Source organism: Acinetobacter sp. AL9 (assembly GCF_041464035.1).
Lineage (GTDB): Bacteria > Pseudomonadota > Gammaproteobacteria > Pseudomonadales > Moraxellaceae > Acinetobacter > Acinetobacter towneri.
The window spans coordinates 1-17,420 of sequence record NZ_JAYFSK010000050.1 but is presented as its reverse complement, the minus strand read 5'-3'; the positions used below and the strand labels follow the sequence as shown (position 1 = coordinate 17,420).

General features: G+C 40.5%; 15 protein-coding genes. 3 read left to right on the top strand and 12 right to left on the bottom strand.

The genetic code is table 11. From position 1 onward, the window contains the following. Window positions 1–388 precede the first annotated feature (388 nt). From ACEO2X_RS10775 to ACEO2X_RS10760, 4 genes are all read right to left on the bottom strand, one after another. Complete coding sequence (locus ACEO2X_RS10775) at window positions 389–1,648, bottom strand: OmpP1/FadL family transporter (protein WP_371972019.1); 1,260 nt, start codon at window positions 1,646–1,648, stop codon at window positions 389–391. A gap of 235 nt (window positions 1,649–1,883) precedes the next feature. Beyond that, window positions 1,884–2,141, bottom strand: coding sequence for a DNA-binding transcriptional regulator (locus ACEO2X_RS10770; protein ID WP_225530657.1), 258 nt, complete (start codon window positions 2,139–2,141; stop codon window positions 1,884–1,886). A 136-nt stretch (window positions 2,142–2,277) separates the two neighbouring features. Beyond that, window positions 2,278–2,751 carry a DUF2946 family protein gene (locus ACEO2X_RS10765; RefSeq protein ID WP_371972020.1) on the bottom strand — a complete coding sequence of 158 codons (474 nt, stop codon included), beginning with the start codon at window positions 2,749–2,751 and terminating at the stop codon, window positions 2,278–2,280. A 167-nt stretch (window positions 2,752–2,918) separates the two neighbouring features. Next, a complete protein-coding gene (locus ACEO2X_RS10760; RefSeq protein WP_004973106.1) occupies window positions 2,919–3,326 on the bottom strand; it encodes a rhodanese-like domain-containing protein in 408 nt (135 codons plus the stop codon). Window positions 3,327–3,513: 187 nt separating this feature from the next. Between ACEO2X_RS10760 and ACEO2X_RS10755 the strand changes: the two genes are divergently transcribed. The 3 genes from ACEO2X_RS10755 to ACEO2X_RS10745 all read left to right on the top strand — a co-directional run bounded on the left by ACEO2X_RS10755 (window position 3,514) and on the right by ACEO2X_RS10745 (window position 5,514). Further along, complete coding sequence (locus ACEO2X_RS10755) at window positions 3,514–3,870, top strand: rhodanese-like domain-containing protein (protein WP_225530659.1); 357 nt, start codon at window positions 3,514–3,516, stop codon at window positions 3,868–3,870. A gap of 161 nt (window positions 3,871–4,031) precedes the next feature. Further along, on the top strand, window positions 4,032–4,211 hold the full coding sequence (locus tag ACEO2X_RS10750; RefSeq protein ID WP_096900920.1) for a hypothetical protein: 180 nt from the start codon (window positions 4,032–4,034) through the stop codon (window positions 4,209–4,211). A gap of 235 nt (window positions 4,212–4,446) precedes the next feature. Further along, entirely contained in the window at window positions 4,447–5,514 is a 1,068-nt protein-coding gene (locus tag ACEO2X_RS10745) for a maleylacetate reductase (protein WP_180037651.1), read from the top strand. A gap of 74 nt (window positions 5,515–5,588) precedes the next feature. Here the strand turns inward: ACEO2X_RS10745 and ACEO2X_RS10740 are convergent, their stop codons facing one another. The 8 genes from ACEO2X_RS10740 to ACEO2X_RS10705 form a co-directional block, all read right to left on the bottom strand. Then, window positions 5,589–7,583, bottom strand: coding sequence for a triacylglycerol lipase (locus ACEO2X_RS10740; protein ID WP_179996218.1), 1,995 nt, complete (start codon window positions 7,581–7,583; stop codon window positions 5,589–5,591). A gap of 128 nt (window positions 7,584–7,711) precedes the next feature. After that, window positions 7,712–8,614 (bottom strand): ABUW_2363 family tetratricopeptide repeat lipoprotein, encoded by a 903-nt coding sequence (locus ACEO2X_RS10735; RefSeq protein WP_004973117.1) that lies wholly within the window; start codon window positions 8,612–8,614, stop codon window positions 7,712–7,714. 174 nt (window positions 8,615–8,788) lie between these two features. After that, the gene (gene cysE / locus ACEO2X_RS10730) at window positions 8,789–9,586 is read right to left on the bottom strand and encodes a serine O-acetyltransferase (RefSeq protein ID WP_004973118.1); all 798 of its coding nucleotides are present in this window, start codon (window positions 9,584–9,586) and stop codon (window positions 8,789–8,791) included. After that, window positions 9,579–10,427, bottom strand: a complete 849-nt coding sequence (locus tag ACEO2X_RS10725; RefSeq protein ID WP_004973119.1) for an RNA methyltransferase — start codon at window positions 10,425–10,427, stop codon at window positions 9,579–9,581. Before ACEO2X_RS10725 ends, cysE begins: the two co-directional genes overlap by 8 nt. 28 nt (window positions 10,428–10,455) lie before the next feature. After that, window positions 10,456–14,019 carry a DNA polymerase III subunit alpha gene (gene dnaE, locus ACEO2X_RS10720; protein ID WP_323712367.1) on the bottom strand — a complete coding sequence of 1,188 codons (3,564 nt, stop codon included), beginning with the start codon at window positions 14,017–14,019 and terminating at the stop codon, window positions 10,456–10,458. Window positions 14,020–14,207: 188 nt separating this feature from the next. Then, the gene (locus tag ACEO2X_RS10715) at window positions 14,208–14,903 is read right to left on the bottom strand and encodes a methionine ABC transporter permease (RefSeq protein ID WP_168417491.1); all 696 of its coding nucleotides are present in this window, start codon (window positions 14,901–14,903) and stop codon (window positions 14,208–14,210) included. Further along, window positions 14,900–15,925: a methionine ABC transporter ATP-binding protein gene (locus ACEO2X_RS10710; protein WP_168525434.1), complete on the bottom strand. Its 1,026-nt coding sequence runs from the start codon at window positions 15,923–15,925 to the stop codon at window positions 14,900–14,902. Before ACEO2X_RS10710 ends, ACEO2X_RS10715 begins: the two co-directional genes overlap by 4 nt. A gap of 74 nt (window positions 15,926–15,999) precedes the next feature. Next, window positions 16,000–16,872: a MetQ/NlpA family ABC transporter substrate-binding protein gene (locus ACEO2X_RS10705; protein ID WP_371972018.1), complete on the bottom strand. Its 873-nt coding sequence runs from the start codon at window positions 16,870–16,872 to the stop codon at window positions 16,000–16,002. Window positions 16,873–17,420: the final 548 nt, after the last annotated feature.

Sequence of the window (17,420 nt, the reverse complement as noted above, 5' to 3'; positions counted from 1 at the left end):
TCGCAAGAGATGCGATGGATGTCTGATTATTTGTAGTCATAAATTTAAGTCCCCACTTGTTTCTAAGTGGGGACTAAATTAAGGCTTATAGGATGAATTCAGAAGGTGTGTTCAGCGGACGCTTACGTTAAAAGTGAAAATTATTGTGTCATTTGGCTGAATTTTACTGAGTTTTTCGTGTAATTCATCGTTATAAAAAGCATCGAAATTTGATTGTTTTCTATGGATTCATTTAGAAAGTAGTGCATGTTGTAACATTATGCTTTGCATGGTCTTATTTCTAGCTAAAAGCCGTACTTTGGAAAAACTTCATCACAATCAAAGTAAAAAAAGCCATCATCTTTTCAGATCATGGCAAGCTATTATTCAAACTCAAGCTATGTAGAATTTAAAAATTCAAACTATATGACACGCCCAAAATATTTTGGCTCATGCTTAAATTGGCTTCGCCACCACCAAAATCAGTGGGGATAGAGTTGTTACCTTGCATTGTTTCTTTGAGTGCGTGTGTATAAGCCACACTTACATTTTGTTGATCATCGAGTTGCCAAGTTGCACCAACACTTAAATGCTCTTGTACCACACCTGGTGCCAAAATATTTAGGAAGGTTTGATCATTTTTAACAGGCTGATCGTTATAGCTATAACCCGCACGTAAAGTCAGTTTTTCTGAGGCTTGATAAGTCGCTGAAATTTTATAGACATTGATGTCATCCCATCCAAAACCAGGACCTTGTGTTGTGCCAAATTTATTGTTTGCGAATAATTGATCCAGTTTATTGCCAACAGAATCTACATCTGAATAATTAATGCGTAAGTAATCTGTCGCGACTGATAAAGCAGGGGTAAGTTGATAATTTAAACCTACACCATAGCTTTCAGGTACGTCAAAATCACCTTGTTTGGCAAATAAACCTTCATATTTCTTAAAGCGGCTGGCATTAATTTTAGATGAATAGCTTGCACCAAGGGTCAGTTTATCATTTGGTTTTGCCGACCAGCCAATACGTGCACCTACGCCGTATGAATCGTCATTGCCACGATCGCTAATTGCCGCACCGTTTGACGAAGCACCACCAAAGACATCACCAGCAAAACCTTGTGCACTAAAACGTTGATATAAAATATTTGCAGCCAAGGCTATAGATTGATTTTCTGCATATTTCCAAGATAAAGCAGGTGAAATAAAGGCTTGGGTTAATGAAATACCTGCGCTTCCTGTATTATCATAAACTGCATAAGGATTATTTTTATAATTGGTATTCATGCCACCATTGCCATAAACCGCAATACCCGCAGTGACTTGTTCATTCACTGGGTGAACATAACCTACATCTGGAATTACAAAGTATTTACGGCTATTGCCATCGTACTGACCATTTGCTCCATAACCATTTCCTGTAATTTCAGACTCACGATCTGGAGAGAAAATAGTTAAACCTGCATCAACACGCTTATCTAACCAGCTCAAACCCGCTGGGTTGCTTGCAATAGTCAGACTGTCCTGAAAATTGGCAATGGCTGTGCCTGCGTTTCCTTGAGATTTCACACTATATGCATGCATGAAATATCCTGTTGTTGCAAAAGCAGATGTTGAAAACAAAGGTGCGATAACAGCAATTGAGATAAAAGAAGATAGATATTTCATGAGAATATAGATCGAGTAAAAACAATATATGCAGCAGTATATTGAAAAGTTGTATTCTTGTATTTGAATATAAATTCATATCTTTATTCTATTTTTGAATATATAGCTATGAAACAGCAAGGGTATTCATTCTATATGTATATCAAAATGATGCTTCAACTCTTTTGACCAAAGAAGCTCCCTTGGGAGCTTCTTTATTGATTTACATTGCTTTAATTCATAATTATAAAGTGCTTTATGCCAAGCTTTCTAACACAAATTGTGGCGATTTAATAAATAATCGAATCAACGCTTGAGCAGAGCTCGACGGTTGACGCACACCACGTTCCCAGCTTTCCAACGTTCGGGCAGAGATACACAATTTTGCCGCAAGTTCAGTTTGTGAAATATTCATTGTTTGCCGAACTTTAACAATTTGTTGGGCTAAATCTAAACAGGAGTTTTGATCTAAATCGTGATTTACATGGTTATGACTAAGTTGAAGCAGATGCATATTAATCTCCTCCTAAAGGTCGAATAAACAAGTCAATTCATAAAAAATTGTTACTATGCTGTATTTAACACACATCCCATATTTAAAATTGAATGCATTGCTCTTTATAAACACAGCAAAAGCAATGGAATAGTTTTTATTTTATAAAAGGTGGTGCGCGGCTTTGTGGTAAAACAAAAAGCGGCTCAGTTTGAAATAGTGAGGGTGTAAAAGATGCTTTAAAAGACAAAACCCGAATTTGTGTTCGGATTAACACGTATCTAAGCTTGGTATCTAGTAAGGGAAGTGCAAAGCTATAGACTAAACAATATTCACATTCATGGTTTTCATGTGCATCTTGTTTGGATGATACATGCGCATGTTGAGCTGAATGCCGTGTGTCAACTTTGTCTGTATGCGGTGAATGAGCCGTATGACTTAGATGAGATTCAGACGTAGATGTGCTAGCTGTGCGTTGTAGAAGATTTGCAGAGCTTGGCTGATCAAAAAATAATGCTTGGGCAACAGTTTTACAGACAGAGGAAAAATGTTGTTTCTCTGGCAATAAAGGCTGTAGGAATACAGCGACTTGTAACAAGATTGCTGTTAATCCGAGCAATCTTCCCCACATCATCAACACTGCATACGTCTTTTATTGAATTTTCATGTAACACTATAACAAAAAATTTAACTGTTTAATGATAAAGCTTTGTTTATCACATGAACTGTGTAGTAAAAATACTGCTTTACTCAAGTGGTTTTGGGCTAAAGCAATGGATCGTTTCGTAATTTAGTCAATTAAGCTGTAATTGAGATTGTGGGTAAACCAGCTTCAATCCAAGCCTGCATGCCGCCTTGTACAGAAAATATTTTTTCAAAGCCCATACGCTGCAAAGATTGAGTTGCCAAAGCTGAGCGTGCACCTGTACCACAGATCAAATAAATATCTTTTTCTGCAAGATCAGCAAGTGCGCGTTCAACTTCACAGTAATGATTGACAACAGGGTGTTGTGCAATTTTCATTTCGAGCATGCCACGCGGAAAGTTCACAGCACGATCAATTGCACAGGCTTGATGTTCTTCTGGTTCACGTACATCAATCAAAATAATATCAGGATGTTTGCTATACACCTCATAGACATCTTGAACACTCATTTCGGTAATTTGGCTTTTCGCTTCGGTAATCAGTTGATCTGGTGTTTTCATGAAATCACTCACATTTTTTTTGATCCTATATAATATAAAATAATATATTAATTAAGTTTTGATTATTGTTAGCAAATGTGTCTATATGATTTCTCTTTGGAAATAGCCACAGCTAGATAAAATTAGACATGCTATGGTTTAAATCATTTGTTGGAATTTTCAAGTTTTATTTGCTTTGGAGTGTGCAATGTTTAATTTGATGATGTATCTGCCGTGGGGTAAAGTGCCTGAAATAAACGCACAGGATTTGTTACAACAACAGCAAGATGTGCAAATTGTAGATGTACGTACCCGAAAAGAATTTTGTGACAGCCATATTCAAGGTGCGTTGCATTTGCCTTTGAGTCAAATGAATGAATCTAATGTCAAAGCATTATCTTTAGATCCTACAAAGCCTGTAGTGACTATTTGTCTATCTGCACATCGCAGTATTCCTGTAACCCGAAGATTGGCTAAAATGGGTTATCAGGCATCGCAGTTGCAAGGTGGCATGAAAGCATGGTGGAAACAACAAATGCCATGCGTGTCCTCTCAGGTCAAATAAACAAGTGCATTGAGACTATACTTCAATATGCGCAATGTTGACATTTCTAATGCAGCTGATTGTATTGCTTTGTTAATCTTTGCTTAAAAAATAATATCTTATTTAATTATAAGGTATATACTAGATTTAACACTTTTGTTCGATTGTTCAGGGGACGTAAAATGCCTGCAAGATTTTTTGGAATTTTTCTGGGTTTAATTGCAGCGGTATTAATCATTGGTGGATTATTCATCAATATGATCAGTGGTGAAGCTACCGTCGTGGAATACTGGATTTTATTGTTGCTTCCATGTTTCGGTGTGCCAATTTTATCTGCAGTGTGCCTAAAAGAAATTGACTAAGCACAAAAGTACAAGTTTTCTTTACATTAAAATTGATAGCTGATTGATTCATCGCATTTGATTTTAATAATACAAAAACCCATGAGATCATGGGTTTTTGTATTTATAGCAAAATAGTTTATCTCGAGTCTTTATGTGAATATTTGCAAAGCAGCGTTGCAGAATTGGGCTGTTCAGTAGCCTAGTCATAGTTATATGCTATTAAAATGTAACGACAATATTTAAGCTCAATAACATGCAAGCATTCCATTATCAGGCATTGCCAATCGATGTTCACTTTGGCGTAGGTCATCTGCAAAAAATCCAAGAGATTTTACGTCCTTATGCCTATCAGCGTATTTTAATTATTACTACTGCAGGGCAACAAGCCGCAGGCGAGCGTTTATTGGCACAAATCCAAGACATGGCTGTAGCGGTCTATCCTCATGCGGTGATGCATGTGCCAAAAGAGGTTGCAGATCAGGCCATTCAAGATGTGCAGCGTTTAGGAGTAGATTGCTGTTTGGCATTAGGCGGTGGCTCTGCGATTGGTTTAGCCAAAGCGATTGCCTTAGAAACTCATTTGCCGATTATTGCAATTCCGACCACTTATGCAGGTAGTGAAATGACAGCGGTGTATGGCATCACCGAAAACCAGCTGAAAACCACAGGCAAAGCAGCTCAAGTTTTGCCTAAAGTAGTGATTTATGATCCTGAATTGACACTCAACTTACCCACTGAAATTTCGGCATGTTCGGGCATGAATGCGATGGCACATGCAGTTGAGGCATTATATGCACAGGATAAAAATCCCATTGTAAGTTTAATGGCGCTAGAGGCGATTACTCAACTGGCACAGGCTTTACCTGAAATTGTGCAAGCGCCTCATAATATGCAGGCACGTGAACACGCTTTATATGGTGCATGGTTGGCTGGTGTGTGTTTGGGTTCGGTGGGGATGGCAATTCATCATAAAATTTGCCATAGCTTAGGTGGACGTTATCAGTTGCCACATGCGCAAACCCACGCCATTGTGTTGGCGTATTCAGTGTATTACAACCGACATGCAGATATTGCTGCAATGAATCAACTGGCAGCAGCTTTAAATGTGTCAGATCGGGAACAGTTGGGCTTGGCGATTTATCAGCTTAACCAAAGATTGAATATTCCAATGGCACTTAAAGATTTAGGATTACCCGAAACAGCACCTGCCCAAGTGGCACGTATTATCTGCGATAGTCCATATTATAATCCACGCGAATATGACTATGCCGAATTAGAGGCCTTATTGACCAAAGCTTATTGGGGACAAGCACCAATCTAATACTGCTGAGAAATAGCATGATAGATAAAAAACCGAAGCCACTTAGACTTCGGTTTTTTATTTGCCGTGACGGATTACGGTTTATACAAGCCTAAATCTTGCAAATGTAATCTAAGAATACGTCGCAGTTCCAATACAGCTTCTGGCGTTTCCTGAATGGAATGTCCGCCTTTAATAATTTTTTCTGAAACAGCGCCATCTAAGTGGGCACTGTTGTAATGCACCACATCGTCATTCATTAACAGATGCTCAGTGCTGTCGGTATTATTGCCAATAATACTGTGATATTTAAATCCTTTGACAGGCAAAATATCTTCAGTTAATTCCGTAAATTTGGAATTTTTACTTAAATCACTCGGTCCATTTTGAATGACGCCATGCCCAATTTCTTTGGTTAGATTTTTTAAATCGACTTCATGTTGCTGCAAGGTATCCGCAAACGCGCTTAAAAATGCAGTCGGTAAGCGAATGACTTTACGTGCTGCAAGGGTGAACCAGCGGTCTGCAAACTCTGTACCTTTATGCGGTGCAGCCAAGAATATTGCACGGTTAAAATTGGTGATGGGTTTAAGGCGCAAACGTGCTTGCAACAAAGGATCAGATTTAAAGCGTTCCAGACGTCGGTTTTTAAGCATTTGCATGGCAGGTTGAGTTAAATCAGTATCGCTGACCAACAAACGTGCCAAAATACCACCCATGCTGTGTCCAATTACTACAGCATCTTTTTTGGCTGCAGCAGAAGGACTGACCTGTTTAAAGCCTTGTTGAAGCAAGGCATAAATTTGGAAACGGCTTTCTAAAATTGGCATATTGGTCGAGTAAAACACTTGCCAGACTTGAAAGTTTTCCCGCAATACAGGATCGCCCATAATATCGTTGGTTAAGCGAATCCACGCTTCGGGGCTACTGGCCAAACCATGAATGAGGACAATGACTTTTTTATTCGGATTATACGGCTCAAGTAAGTACAAATGCGGCATACTGAGTCGTTCTTCACGATCAATTAAGGATAAATAAGCCGATTTACCTAAATTATTTTGCGCTAACCACAAGCCATAAGGTGCAGAAAAGTTAGCTGCAAGCGGGTAGTTCTTTTGTGCAATTTGGGCAGATTCATATTTATACGGATCATAAGCCTTGAGCTTAAAATGCGGCCGATTCAAAATATCTTCAATGGAATTGGCGCTATGTGGTTCTGCAGTGATTGTCGCGGCTAAATAGCGAGCTTGGTGAATATTTGGATTTTTTCCTGCAGGATAATCATATTTTAGCGGATCAATAATATATTTGCTTTTGCTCAGATCATCGTTTGGATTTTCAGGTAGTACCACTAGAAATTCAGACCCAAAACCATCACGGCGCGTGACCGAGCGCAAACCCGAAAAGTTCAGGTTATAGGTTGACATCAACTGCTGAATTTTCTGCTGTTTCAACTGTGGGTAGTAATCAAAATCAATGTCATAAATACTGTTGCCAACACGAATTTGTTGTTGTAATTCATCATGTTTATAGCGCAGCGCATAGCTGCTGACCAATTTGGCAATCGCCTGATTATAAAAGTCCCGAATTTGGACTTGTCTGTTGTCAAAAAGACGGTCTTGCGGCGCACGTTTGGTTTTAAACATATAGGCATAACTATAACGAATACTTTGATCGAGCATGTGCAATTGCTGATCTAAACATTGTTCATAATTGGCCTGATGAATTTTTTGTTGTTCTTCCGATCTTTTACTGTTCAGAATACTGATTTTACAGGACGATGAATTTTCCAGTTCAATCGCTTTCGCTAAATATAATTCACTGGCGGTTGAGAGCAGTTGTTCATCTTGAATTTGCGGGATTTGTTTGAGTGCACTTACACATTCTTCAGGTTTTTCGGCACAAATATTGGCTTCACGTCCTGTCATCGACAAGACATTTAAACTGGCTTCACTCAGTTTTTTGCGCGATAAAATACTATCACGTTCATTGGCAATACTAACTTTTAACGCCTGATTTTTAACACTGACCACCTGACAACCAGACAGCAGTGTTGTACTGAGCAATGCAGCAATCACAATTTTATTCATGGAAAGTCTGGCTTAATTTTTAAGATTTTTTTCCATCATACGTTTTTTTAAAGCTTTTTCAATTGCGTAGAAAGCAAAATAGACCGTCGAAACGGTCTATTTTTAGGTATTTTTGTATCGATTTTTTATTAAGTGCGTGGTGCGATCACTTGCCACACATTCCAGCGACCTTGCTTTTCAATTTCAGCAATCAAACGGTCAGCCACTTCGGCTTCTTGCGGGTATTTGATTTTATAGTTTTTCAAAGTTTGTACTGCATTTTTCTTTTGTTCCATGGCAATATAATTGTTTGCCGCAGACAAATAAGCTTCCTGCACACCTGCTTTCATGGCTTTGTCTAAATAAGGAATGGCTTCACGATGACCGCCACCTTCAGACAGACCGAAACCAAACCAGAAATTCGCTTCGGCATCTTCCTGATTAATTTTTAAGATACGCTGCGCATAGTTAAGTGAGCGTGTGGTGTAAACAGAGCCTAAGTCTAGGTTACGTGCCATAACACTGGCTTTAAATGCACGCATCAAAATATCAAAAGAGGCATTTTCATTGGCTGCCAAAGTGTCTAATTGTTGAGTCACTTCTTTGAGCTTTGCCTCGAAACCACGACGTTCCTGACGTTCGCTAAAACGTGGTGGATAGTGACGTGCTTTGCCTTCGACCAATTGTAAGAAGTCATCAATTTCGGTGATGTCAATTTCGTTTTCACCTGCCAAAACTGCAAACTTCAAGCTACGGGCATTGTTATTGACCGTAGGTACAATCAATTTGTTTTGATCTAAGGTAATGCTTTTGCTTGGATCATTTGGGTTAGTAACCACCATTTTAGTCACAGGCTGTGCTGCTGCTTTTTGTAGGTTAATTTCAAATGGTGGTGGGGCATCATAATTAAATGGATTTAAGGCATAGAATGGTGCACTTAATTCAGGTTCGGTAAATACGATAGGTGGTTTTACTTCTTGTTTTGGTGGTGCAACACAGGCGCTAACGAGCGTTGCGGCTAGAATACTGAGTGCCAAAGGCTTAAGGGTCATGGTGTTCTTCCGTTCAATTTATTTTAAAAGTGAGAGGTGATTGTGTCGGATTAAAATATTGCATGTCGGTCAGTCTAAGAAATCTGTTCCGAACATGCAATACAATTGAGGGGGCTTAGTTACACAGTGATACGAAGTTTTTTTAAGTATATAGGATTGATCAAATAAACAGCCTTATTTACTTTGTGCTTCACACTCACGTCTAACATCTTCAATTATTTTTAATTCTTCTGCACTATAAGGTTGTTCATTTTGCTGTGGGTTTTTAAAGCTTGGGTCAAGTAAAGAGAGACGCTGACATAATAAATTCATACGTTTTTCATTTTGTTCCAAGCGATCTAGTAATACTCGCATGCCGTCCAATACTGGGTCAGATTGGTCCTGCGTTGCTGCATAAGGTTGGAAACCAATACTGGCAGCATAATCACGACGACGTGCTTCCTGATCATCGGCAGGTTTATTTTTCATAATAAAGCGCGCAGGGTTACCCACAGCAGTTGCGCCTTCAGGTACTTCTTTGGTCACAACCGCATTAGAGCCAACTTTGGCATTTTTATGTACGGTGAATGGGCCTAGAATTTTCGCGCCTGCACCGACTACTACGCCATCTTCCAAAGTTGGATGACGTTTGCCTTTATTCCACGTTGTGCCGCCTAAAGTCACGCCATGATATAAGGTGACATCATCACCAATTTCAGCAGTTTCACCAATCACTACGCCCATGCCATGGTCAATAAAAAAGCGACGACCAATTTTTGCACCGGGATGAATTTCAATTCCTGTAGCAAAACGGCTAAATGACGAGAGTAGACGTGCCGACCCCTTGCAGTCTTTGTTCCATAATTCATGCGCCACACGATGCATAATTAAAGCGTGAATTCCTGGATAAGTGGTTAAGACTTCGAGTGTATTTCGAGCAGCAGGATCGCGCGCGAAGACAGCTTGAATGTCTTCTTTGAGCTGTTTAAGCATTAGTTTGATCCTCGTCCTGTGTTGATGTAGATTTTTTCCATGAACCGTTATTCATTGCTTGTACGCGGCTAAAAATACCGCGAAGTAAATGGTATTCCATACGATCTAATTGTATACGTCCGAAAAGCCGACGCAAGCGCAAAGGCAATAATCGTGGATTTTTTGGATCCATAAATTCAATTTCTGCCAGCATTTTTTCTAAATGTGGATAGAACTGTTGCATTTGTTCATGGTTGACCAAAGGTTCATCCCATTGCATCGCTTCAGAATCTGTCACTTGCATCGTCGCTGCAGGATCGGCAATTTTTCCGACAATATCGATGGCAGCCATACGCATTTCATAGCAAATCACTTGAATGGCTTGAGCAACATTGAGCACACCATATTCTTCATTGACAGGAATCGTCACGTGATAATTCGCCAAAGCCAGCTCTTCATTGGTTAAACCACGATCTTCACGTCCAAAAATAATGGCAACATTTTGCCCATGCTGTGCCACAGCATTTAACGACTTTTCTGCCGCAGGGCGTGCATCTAAGAGTGGCCAAGGAATAGTACGACTACGTGCACTGGTGCCAAAGACCAAATGGCAGTCGGCAATTGCATCTTCGAGCTGTTCAACCACTTCAATCTGTTCAATTAAATCGGTTGCACCTGCCGCCAAAGCATCAATATCTGGATGCGGATAGGTTTTTGGATCAACCAAAACCAATTTACATAGCCCCATGGTTTTCATGGCGCGTAAGGCGCTACCGATGTTGGCAGGCAGGGTGGTATTCACCATGACAATACGCACGTGGGAGAGGTGTGCGGCAACAGCTGCATTGTCGGTTTGACTCATAACAAATCCAGATGGGTTAAATTTTTAATTAAGAATATTGATCAACTTCGGTATGGTATAAATCCATAGCATCATCCATGCTCATATCAGCAGGTGGTGGAGCAATCGATGCAGGTTTCGCCACATCGACAGCTTTCGCGGCTTTGGATTTCACTTGATATTCGATATGCAGGCTTTCTTTACCAAAATAGTCACGCAATTTGACCAAGGCTTCATCTAAGGGTGCGATTTTCCACTGAATGCCCAAATGTAATTCTGCAGTGGCATAAGCATAGTCAAGGTGCAATAAAACAGGAATATGCGTGCATAAATCCACATTACAATAAGGCAGCAACATATTTTGTAAGTCTTGACTCAAGGTCTTGCTTAAATGTTCTGCATGCAAGTGAATTTGAATACTATTGGCGCGTTTTTGACGAATTTCATTCAAGCTAAACGCTTTGGTTAAGCGTCCCATTGGGCGGTCAAAACCTTCACGTTCGTAAATTTCGCCTTCAATCACCACCACTTTTTCAGTTTGTACAATATCTTTAAAGCGTTGGAAGCGCTCATGGTTGGCAGATACTTCAATACGTGCCGTACCATCATCTAAAGTGACCACCATCCGATTTGGGAAGTTGGCGACATCCACCACCAAGCCTGCAAAGACGGTGGTCACGCCACGACGGGTTGGCGTCAGTTCATTAATTTTACTTGGAATAAAGGCTTTTAATTCATTGCGATAGACATCAATCGGGTGACCAGTGAGGTAAAGTCCAAGTGTGTCTTTTTCACCTTTAAGTCGGACTTCATCTGACCATGGTTTTACAGGTTTGGCAGGCTTACGTTGTACTTCTTCAACTTCACCAAATAAATCCATGATGCCTGTTTCACGGTTGGAACGTGCTTGTTCCGCCGCTTGTACAGCTTCTGGCAATTGTGCCATTAAACTTGAGCGTTCGATGCCTAAACAGTCTAATGCACCCGCACGAATTAAGGCTTCAAGGGTTCGTTTGTTGATTTTTTTCAAATCAATACGATGACAGAAGTCAAATAAATCGCGATATGGTCCTTCTTTTTGGCGTGAATCAATCACAGATTGCATGGCCTGTTCACCCACGCCTTTAATCGCACCAAGTCCATAGACAATGGTACGTTCATCGCTTGCGTGGAAATGATACAAAGACATATTCACTGAAGGCGGTAACACTTCTAAGCCATTGTGGCGGCAATCATCAATCAAGAACACCACGTTATCGGTGTTTTGCATTTCCGATGACATGACCGCTGCCAAGAATTCAGCAGGGTAGTGTGCTTTGAGCCATGCAGTCTGATATGCCACCAAGGCATAGGCAGCTGCGTGTGATTTGTTAAAACCATAGCCAGCGAATTTTTCCATATAGTCGAAAATATGGTTGGCTGTGGCGGCATCAATGTCTTTTTTCTCAGCACCTTCAATAAAGATTTGGCGCTGTTTCACCATTTCTTCAGGTTTTTTCTTACCCATGGCACGACGTAGTAAGTCTGCACCACCGAGTGTATAGCCTGCACAATATTGTGCTGCCTGCATGACCTGTTCCTGATAGACCATAATACCGTAGGTCGGCTCAAGCACACCTTCTAGCAAAGGATGTAGATATTCAAACTCGCCACCATGCATACGGTGAATAAAGTCTGGAATTAGATCCATTGGGCCTGGACGATACAATGACACGAAAGCAATAATTTCTTCAAATTTACTTGGGCGCGCTTCTTTCAGCATCTTTTTCATGCCCACGGATTCAAACTGGAATACTGCAGTCGTATTGGCATTGGCAAAGACTAAATAGGCGTCTTTATCATCCAGTGGAATATGAGCAATATCTAGCGGTGTATCGGCTTTGATGCGTTTATTAATATTTTGTACCGCATCTTCAATAACAGTCAGGTTACGTAAGCCCAAGAAGTCGAACTTGACCAAACCTGCCGATTCGACATCGTCTTTATCGTATTGCGCAACACGTGCGGTACCATCGGCATCACACATGACTGCAGAAAAGTCGGTGATTTTAGTGGGTGCAATGACCACGCCACCCGCGTGTTTACCTGTATTTCGGGTTATGCCTTCAAGCTTTAGGGCCATTTCCCAAATTTCAGAGGCATCATCATAATCTGGGTTAGACGGGTTGGTGACTACATCTTTAAGTTGGGGTTCGGCTTCAATTGATTCTTCTAGGCTGAGTCCTAAGGGTTTGGTTGGAATCAGTTTGGAAATACGGTCTGCCAAGCCATAAGACTTACCCAAAACTCGTGCGACATCTCGAATTGCACCTTTGGCTGCCATGGTACCGAAAGTGGCAATTTGCGATACTGCATCACGTCCATAGGTGCGAGCTACGTAGTCAATGACTTTATCGCGTCCTGCAATACAGAAATCGACGTCAAAGTCGGGCATAGATACGCGTTCTGGGTTTAAGAAACGTTCAAATAATAGTTCATAGCGCAGTGGGTCTAAGTCGGTAATTTTTAAGCTGTAGGCAACCAATGAACCTGCACCCGAACCACGGCCCGGGCCAACAGGTACACCGTTGTTTTTAGACCACTGAATAAAGTCCATAACAATCAGGAAGTAACCCGGGAAGCCCATCGAGTTAATAATATTAATTTCGTATTCAATTCGCTCATCATAAGGTTTGCGAATTTCTGCCCAATCTTCGTCACGCTGTGCAACAGGATAAAGCACATTTAGACGTTCTTCCAAACCTTGCTTGGACAAGTGTGCAAAGTAGGTGTCAATGGTGTGTCCTTCTGGAATTGGATAATCTGGAAGGAAGTATTTACCCAATTGCAGTGTGACATTACAGCGTTTGGCAATGTGATAGCTGTTTTCAATGGCACTTGGAATGTCAGAAAACAGCGCCGTCATTTCTTCGGCGGTTTTAAAATATTGCTCAGGACTGTAAGTTTTTGGACGACGGTTGTCCCCTAAGACATAACCATCGGCAATGCAGACGCGCGCTTCATGCGCTTCATAATCTTCACGGCGAATAAAATGCACATCGTTATGTGCTACCACGCCAATATTATATTTTTTAGCTAATTTAACTGCTTCGGCAATAAAGGTGTCTTCATCAGGACGATCTGTACGGGTCAGGGCTAAATAAACCCGATTGCCAAATTTTTCAATCCATTCTTCAAGCAAGGGTTCTGCTTTTTGCGGATTGGAGGTGATCAGCATTTTGCCGACATCACTTTGAATACCCAGCAATACAATCAGATCATCGGCTTGTTCTAATATCCATGTTTTATTCACACAGGGGATATTGAGCTGCTGGCCTTCAATATAGCCACGAGAAACCAGTTCAGTCAGGTTGCGCCAACCGTGATTGGTCATCGATAATAAGGTCACGCGATGATCGGCATCATTTAAACGCAGCACTGAACCTAAAATTGGTTTGATGCCTTGTCCCAAACATTTGCCATAAAACTTTACGGCAGCATGTAAGTTGGATAAATCGGTCAATGCCAAGGCAGGCATTTCTTCATTGACTGCAGCTTTAATCAAGTCAGGTACGCGTACAATCGACTCGGTAATCGAAAATTCTGTATGTATACCTAAATGAACAAAGCGCATGAATCGGTCCCTTAAAAAATCACGGGTTAGTTTAGCATGCTCTGCTCAAGACAAAACATGCCGCAGTGTTTTTCTGTGCTGAAGTGATCTTCAACAACTAACACAATTTTAATTTTATGCACTAACTTTTGCCGTTTCATTGAGTGGGGTGAACAGGCTAAGTTATACGCAATTGAGTGATGATTGTTTTATCTCAGCTTAGATAACCAGTCACCTAAACTTTGCACCAACTGCACTAAAATTAATAACACCACCACCGTTAGCATGACAACACTACTGTCAAAACGCTGATAACCGTAGGAGATGGCAAGGTCACCAATACCGCCTGCACCGACAGCACCCGCCATGGCAGTTGCGCCAATCAAGCTAATGGTGGCTGTGGTCAAGTTTAAAATGAGTGAGCTGCGTGCTTCGGGTAAAATAAATTTGAAGATGATTTGTAATGGTGTTGCACCCATCGCCTGTGCAGATTCGACAATTCCTTCATTGACTTCAAGTAATGAAGTTTCCACCAAACGACCAATATAGGGGCCGACATAAATCGTCAGCGGTACAATCGCTGCCCAAGTTCCAATAGAGGTACCAACCAAGAGCTTGGTTAAGGGAATGACCGCAATCAACAAAATAATAAATGGCAGAGAGCGTAGTGCGTTTACAATGGGGTTGAGCCCGTGATAAATCACACGGTTAGGTAAAATTCCTGTTGGACGAGTGACCAAAAGGGTAATGCCCTGAATAAAGCCCCAAATACAACCAAACAACATGGCAAAGAACACCATGTGAAAGGTTTCTTGCAAAGCTGTGACAAACTGGTCAATGGATAAGGAACTTTTCCAAAATGGAGCGGTCAGCGAAGTCAGCCACTGTACAATTAAATCTCTCATGCTTGTACTCCTGACTGCTCAACCTGTACACCGCTACTTTCCAAGAAGGCAATGGCATTCTGAATTTCTGCAGCATCGCCCAATAATTGAATAAACATTTGCCCAATTACTGCGCCATCTATTTCAGTCATGTTGGCAAATAGGATATTCAGGCTAATATCAAACTGTTTAATGACGGCCTGAATCACGGTTTCCTGAGCAGATTTTCCTAAAAACTTCAGGCAATAAATACTGTGCTGATTTTGGTTTTCAAGGTTATGCAGAATATTAACTGGCAATTGTTGCTGTAAAACCGTTTGAATAAAACTTTTGGTGGTTGGATGTTGCGGCTGACTAAAAATTTCCAGTGTTGAACCTGTTTCAATCACTTTGCCTTGTTCCATCACCGCCACATAATCACAAACAGACTCAATCACATCCATTTCGTGGGTCACCATTACAATGGTAATGCCTTGTTCCTGATTAATTTTTTTAAGTAGTTCCAACACCGATTTAGTGGTTTGCGGATCAAGTGCAGAAGTGGCTTCATCGCAAAGCAATATTTTAGGATGATTGGCTAGGGCACGGGCAATGCCAACACGTTGTTTTTGCCCGCCTGAAAGCTCATCGGGAAAAGCGTCTTTTTTATGTTTTAAATCAATAAACTCAAGCAATTCATTTAAACGTTTTTCACGTTCGGCTTTGCTCCAGCCGAGAAGTTTCATCGGCATTTCAATATTGGCGGCCACAGTTTTAGTCTGCAATAAATTGAAGTGCTGAAAAATCATCCCAATATGGGCACGTTCTTGACGTAATTCACGTGCATTCAGCGCAGTAAAATCTTTTTGATGAATGATGACTTGCCCTGCGTTCGGACGTTCCAACAAATTAATCAAGCGGATTAAAGTGCTTTTACCTGCACCACTATAACCAATAATGCCAAAAATACTGCCTGCCGGAATCTGTAAATTAATCTGATCCAATGCACGTAAAGTTTGACCTTTGAGCTGATAGTGCTTTGAAATATTTTTAAATTCAATCATATCGTCAAAAACTGTCCATAAATGAAAAAACAGGCAAAGTTCGCTTTGCCTGTTTTGTTTAGCGCATTATATTACTATTTTGCTGTTTCAGTGAAATAGCTGACCGGCTTGTTCACATCCACTTTGGTGCCGCCAAAGTTTTGATCAATATATTGTTGCACTGCTGCGGTATGGTAAAGCGCACCAACTTTTTGTAGCACAGGGTCATTTTGACGCTCTGCAGCAGTCGCTATAATGTTGACATTCATTTTTGTGCTTTGGTCAATTGGCTCATAATAAATAGAGTCTTTTAATACGTTTAAGCCACCTTCCATTGCAAGGGTATTGCCCAAAACAATTGCATCAACTTCGTCTTTTACACGTACAGCAGTTGCCATTTGAATAGGTTTGATTTTAATTTGCTTGGTGTTTTCAATAATGTCCGCAGGTGTACCTTGCACATAGTCAAAACCATCTTTCAGCTTAACCAAGCCTGCAGATTGAAGTAAAAGCAAAGCACGTGACTCATTGGCACCGTCATTTGGAATGGCAATCGTTGCGCCCGTTTTGAACTCATCCAACTTTTTCACTTTGCTTGAGTAAATACCCATTGGCTCTAAGTAAGTTGTTGCGACCGGTGCAATTTGATCTTTATTGTTGGCATTAAACGCAACCATATAAGCATAAGATTGGAATGCGTTAAGATCAATTTCTTTATTTGCTACCGCAGTGTTCATTGACACGTAATCGGTGAAGTTTTTCACTTCAAGTTGAATACCTGCTGCTTTGGTTTCAGGTAAGTCGGCAATAAAACGCCAAATATCTGCATCTGAACCAGTCGATGCCATAGTGACAGTGTGTAGAGCAGAAGAATCTTTTTGTGCCGCGTCAGTCGCAGGCGCTTCTTGTTTGCCACAGCCCGCCAAGCCGACTGAAAGACCAAGTACAAGACCAAGGAACTTTTTCATGAATATATCCTAAGCAAGCTTGAGCGAATGCCTAAAACTTGCCATTGTGGAGGTAGTTAAATTGCATTTAATACAGTTGTATGCAATTTATACCAAACCTCTAAATCTGTATGAAATGTCTGTGTATTGAAAATCGATTCGTCCAATCTGCCGCATTCATCAAATACGAGGCGATAAGGAAGCTTTGCGACTTTTCAAAAATTTGCAACATGATAACAATAAAAAATAATTCTATATAGGGGAGAGTCTGTAATGCATATCACTGTTTTTACAAAAGAAAGCAATTTAGTCAAAATAAGTTCTTATTAATAAATATATTCTGTAAAGATGGTGGATTTGAACAAGTGTTTAAATAATTTAGATTCTTTAGCATTTATTCTGCAATATAAAGATTAAAAATTGCAGTGGGATGTAGGTTAGAGGTAAGCGTCCGCTGAACACACCTTCTGAATTCATCCTATAAGCCTTAATTTAGTCCCCACTTAGAAACAAGTGGGGACTTAATCCATGAACATGGATATATATTCAGCAACACCTCCTGTTGCTAA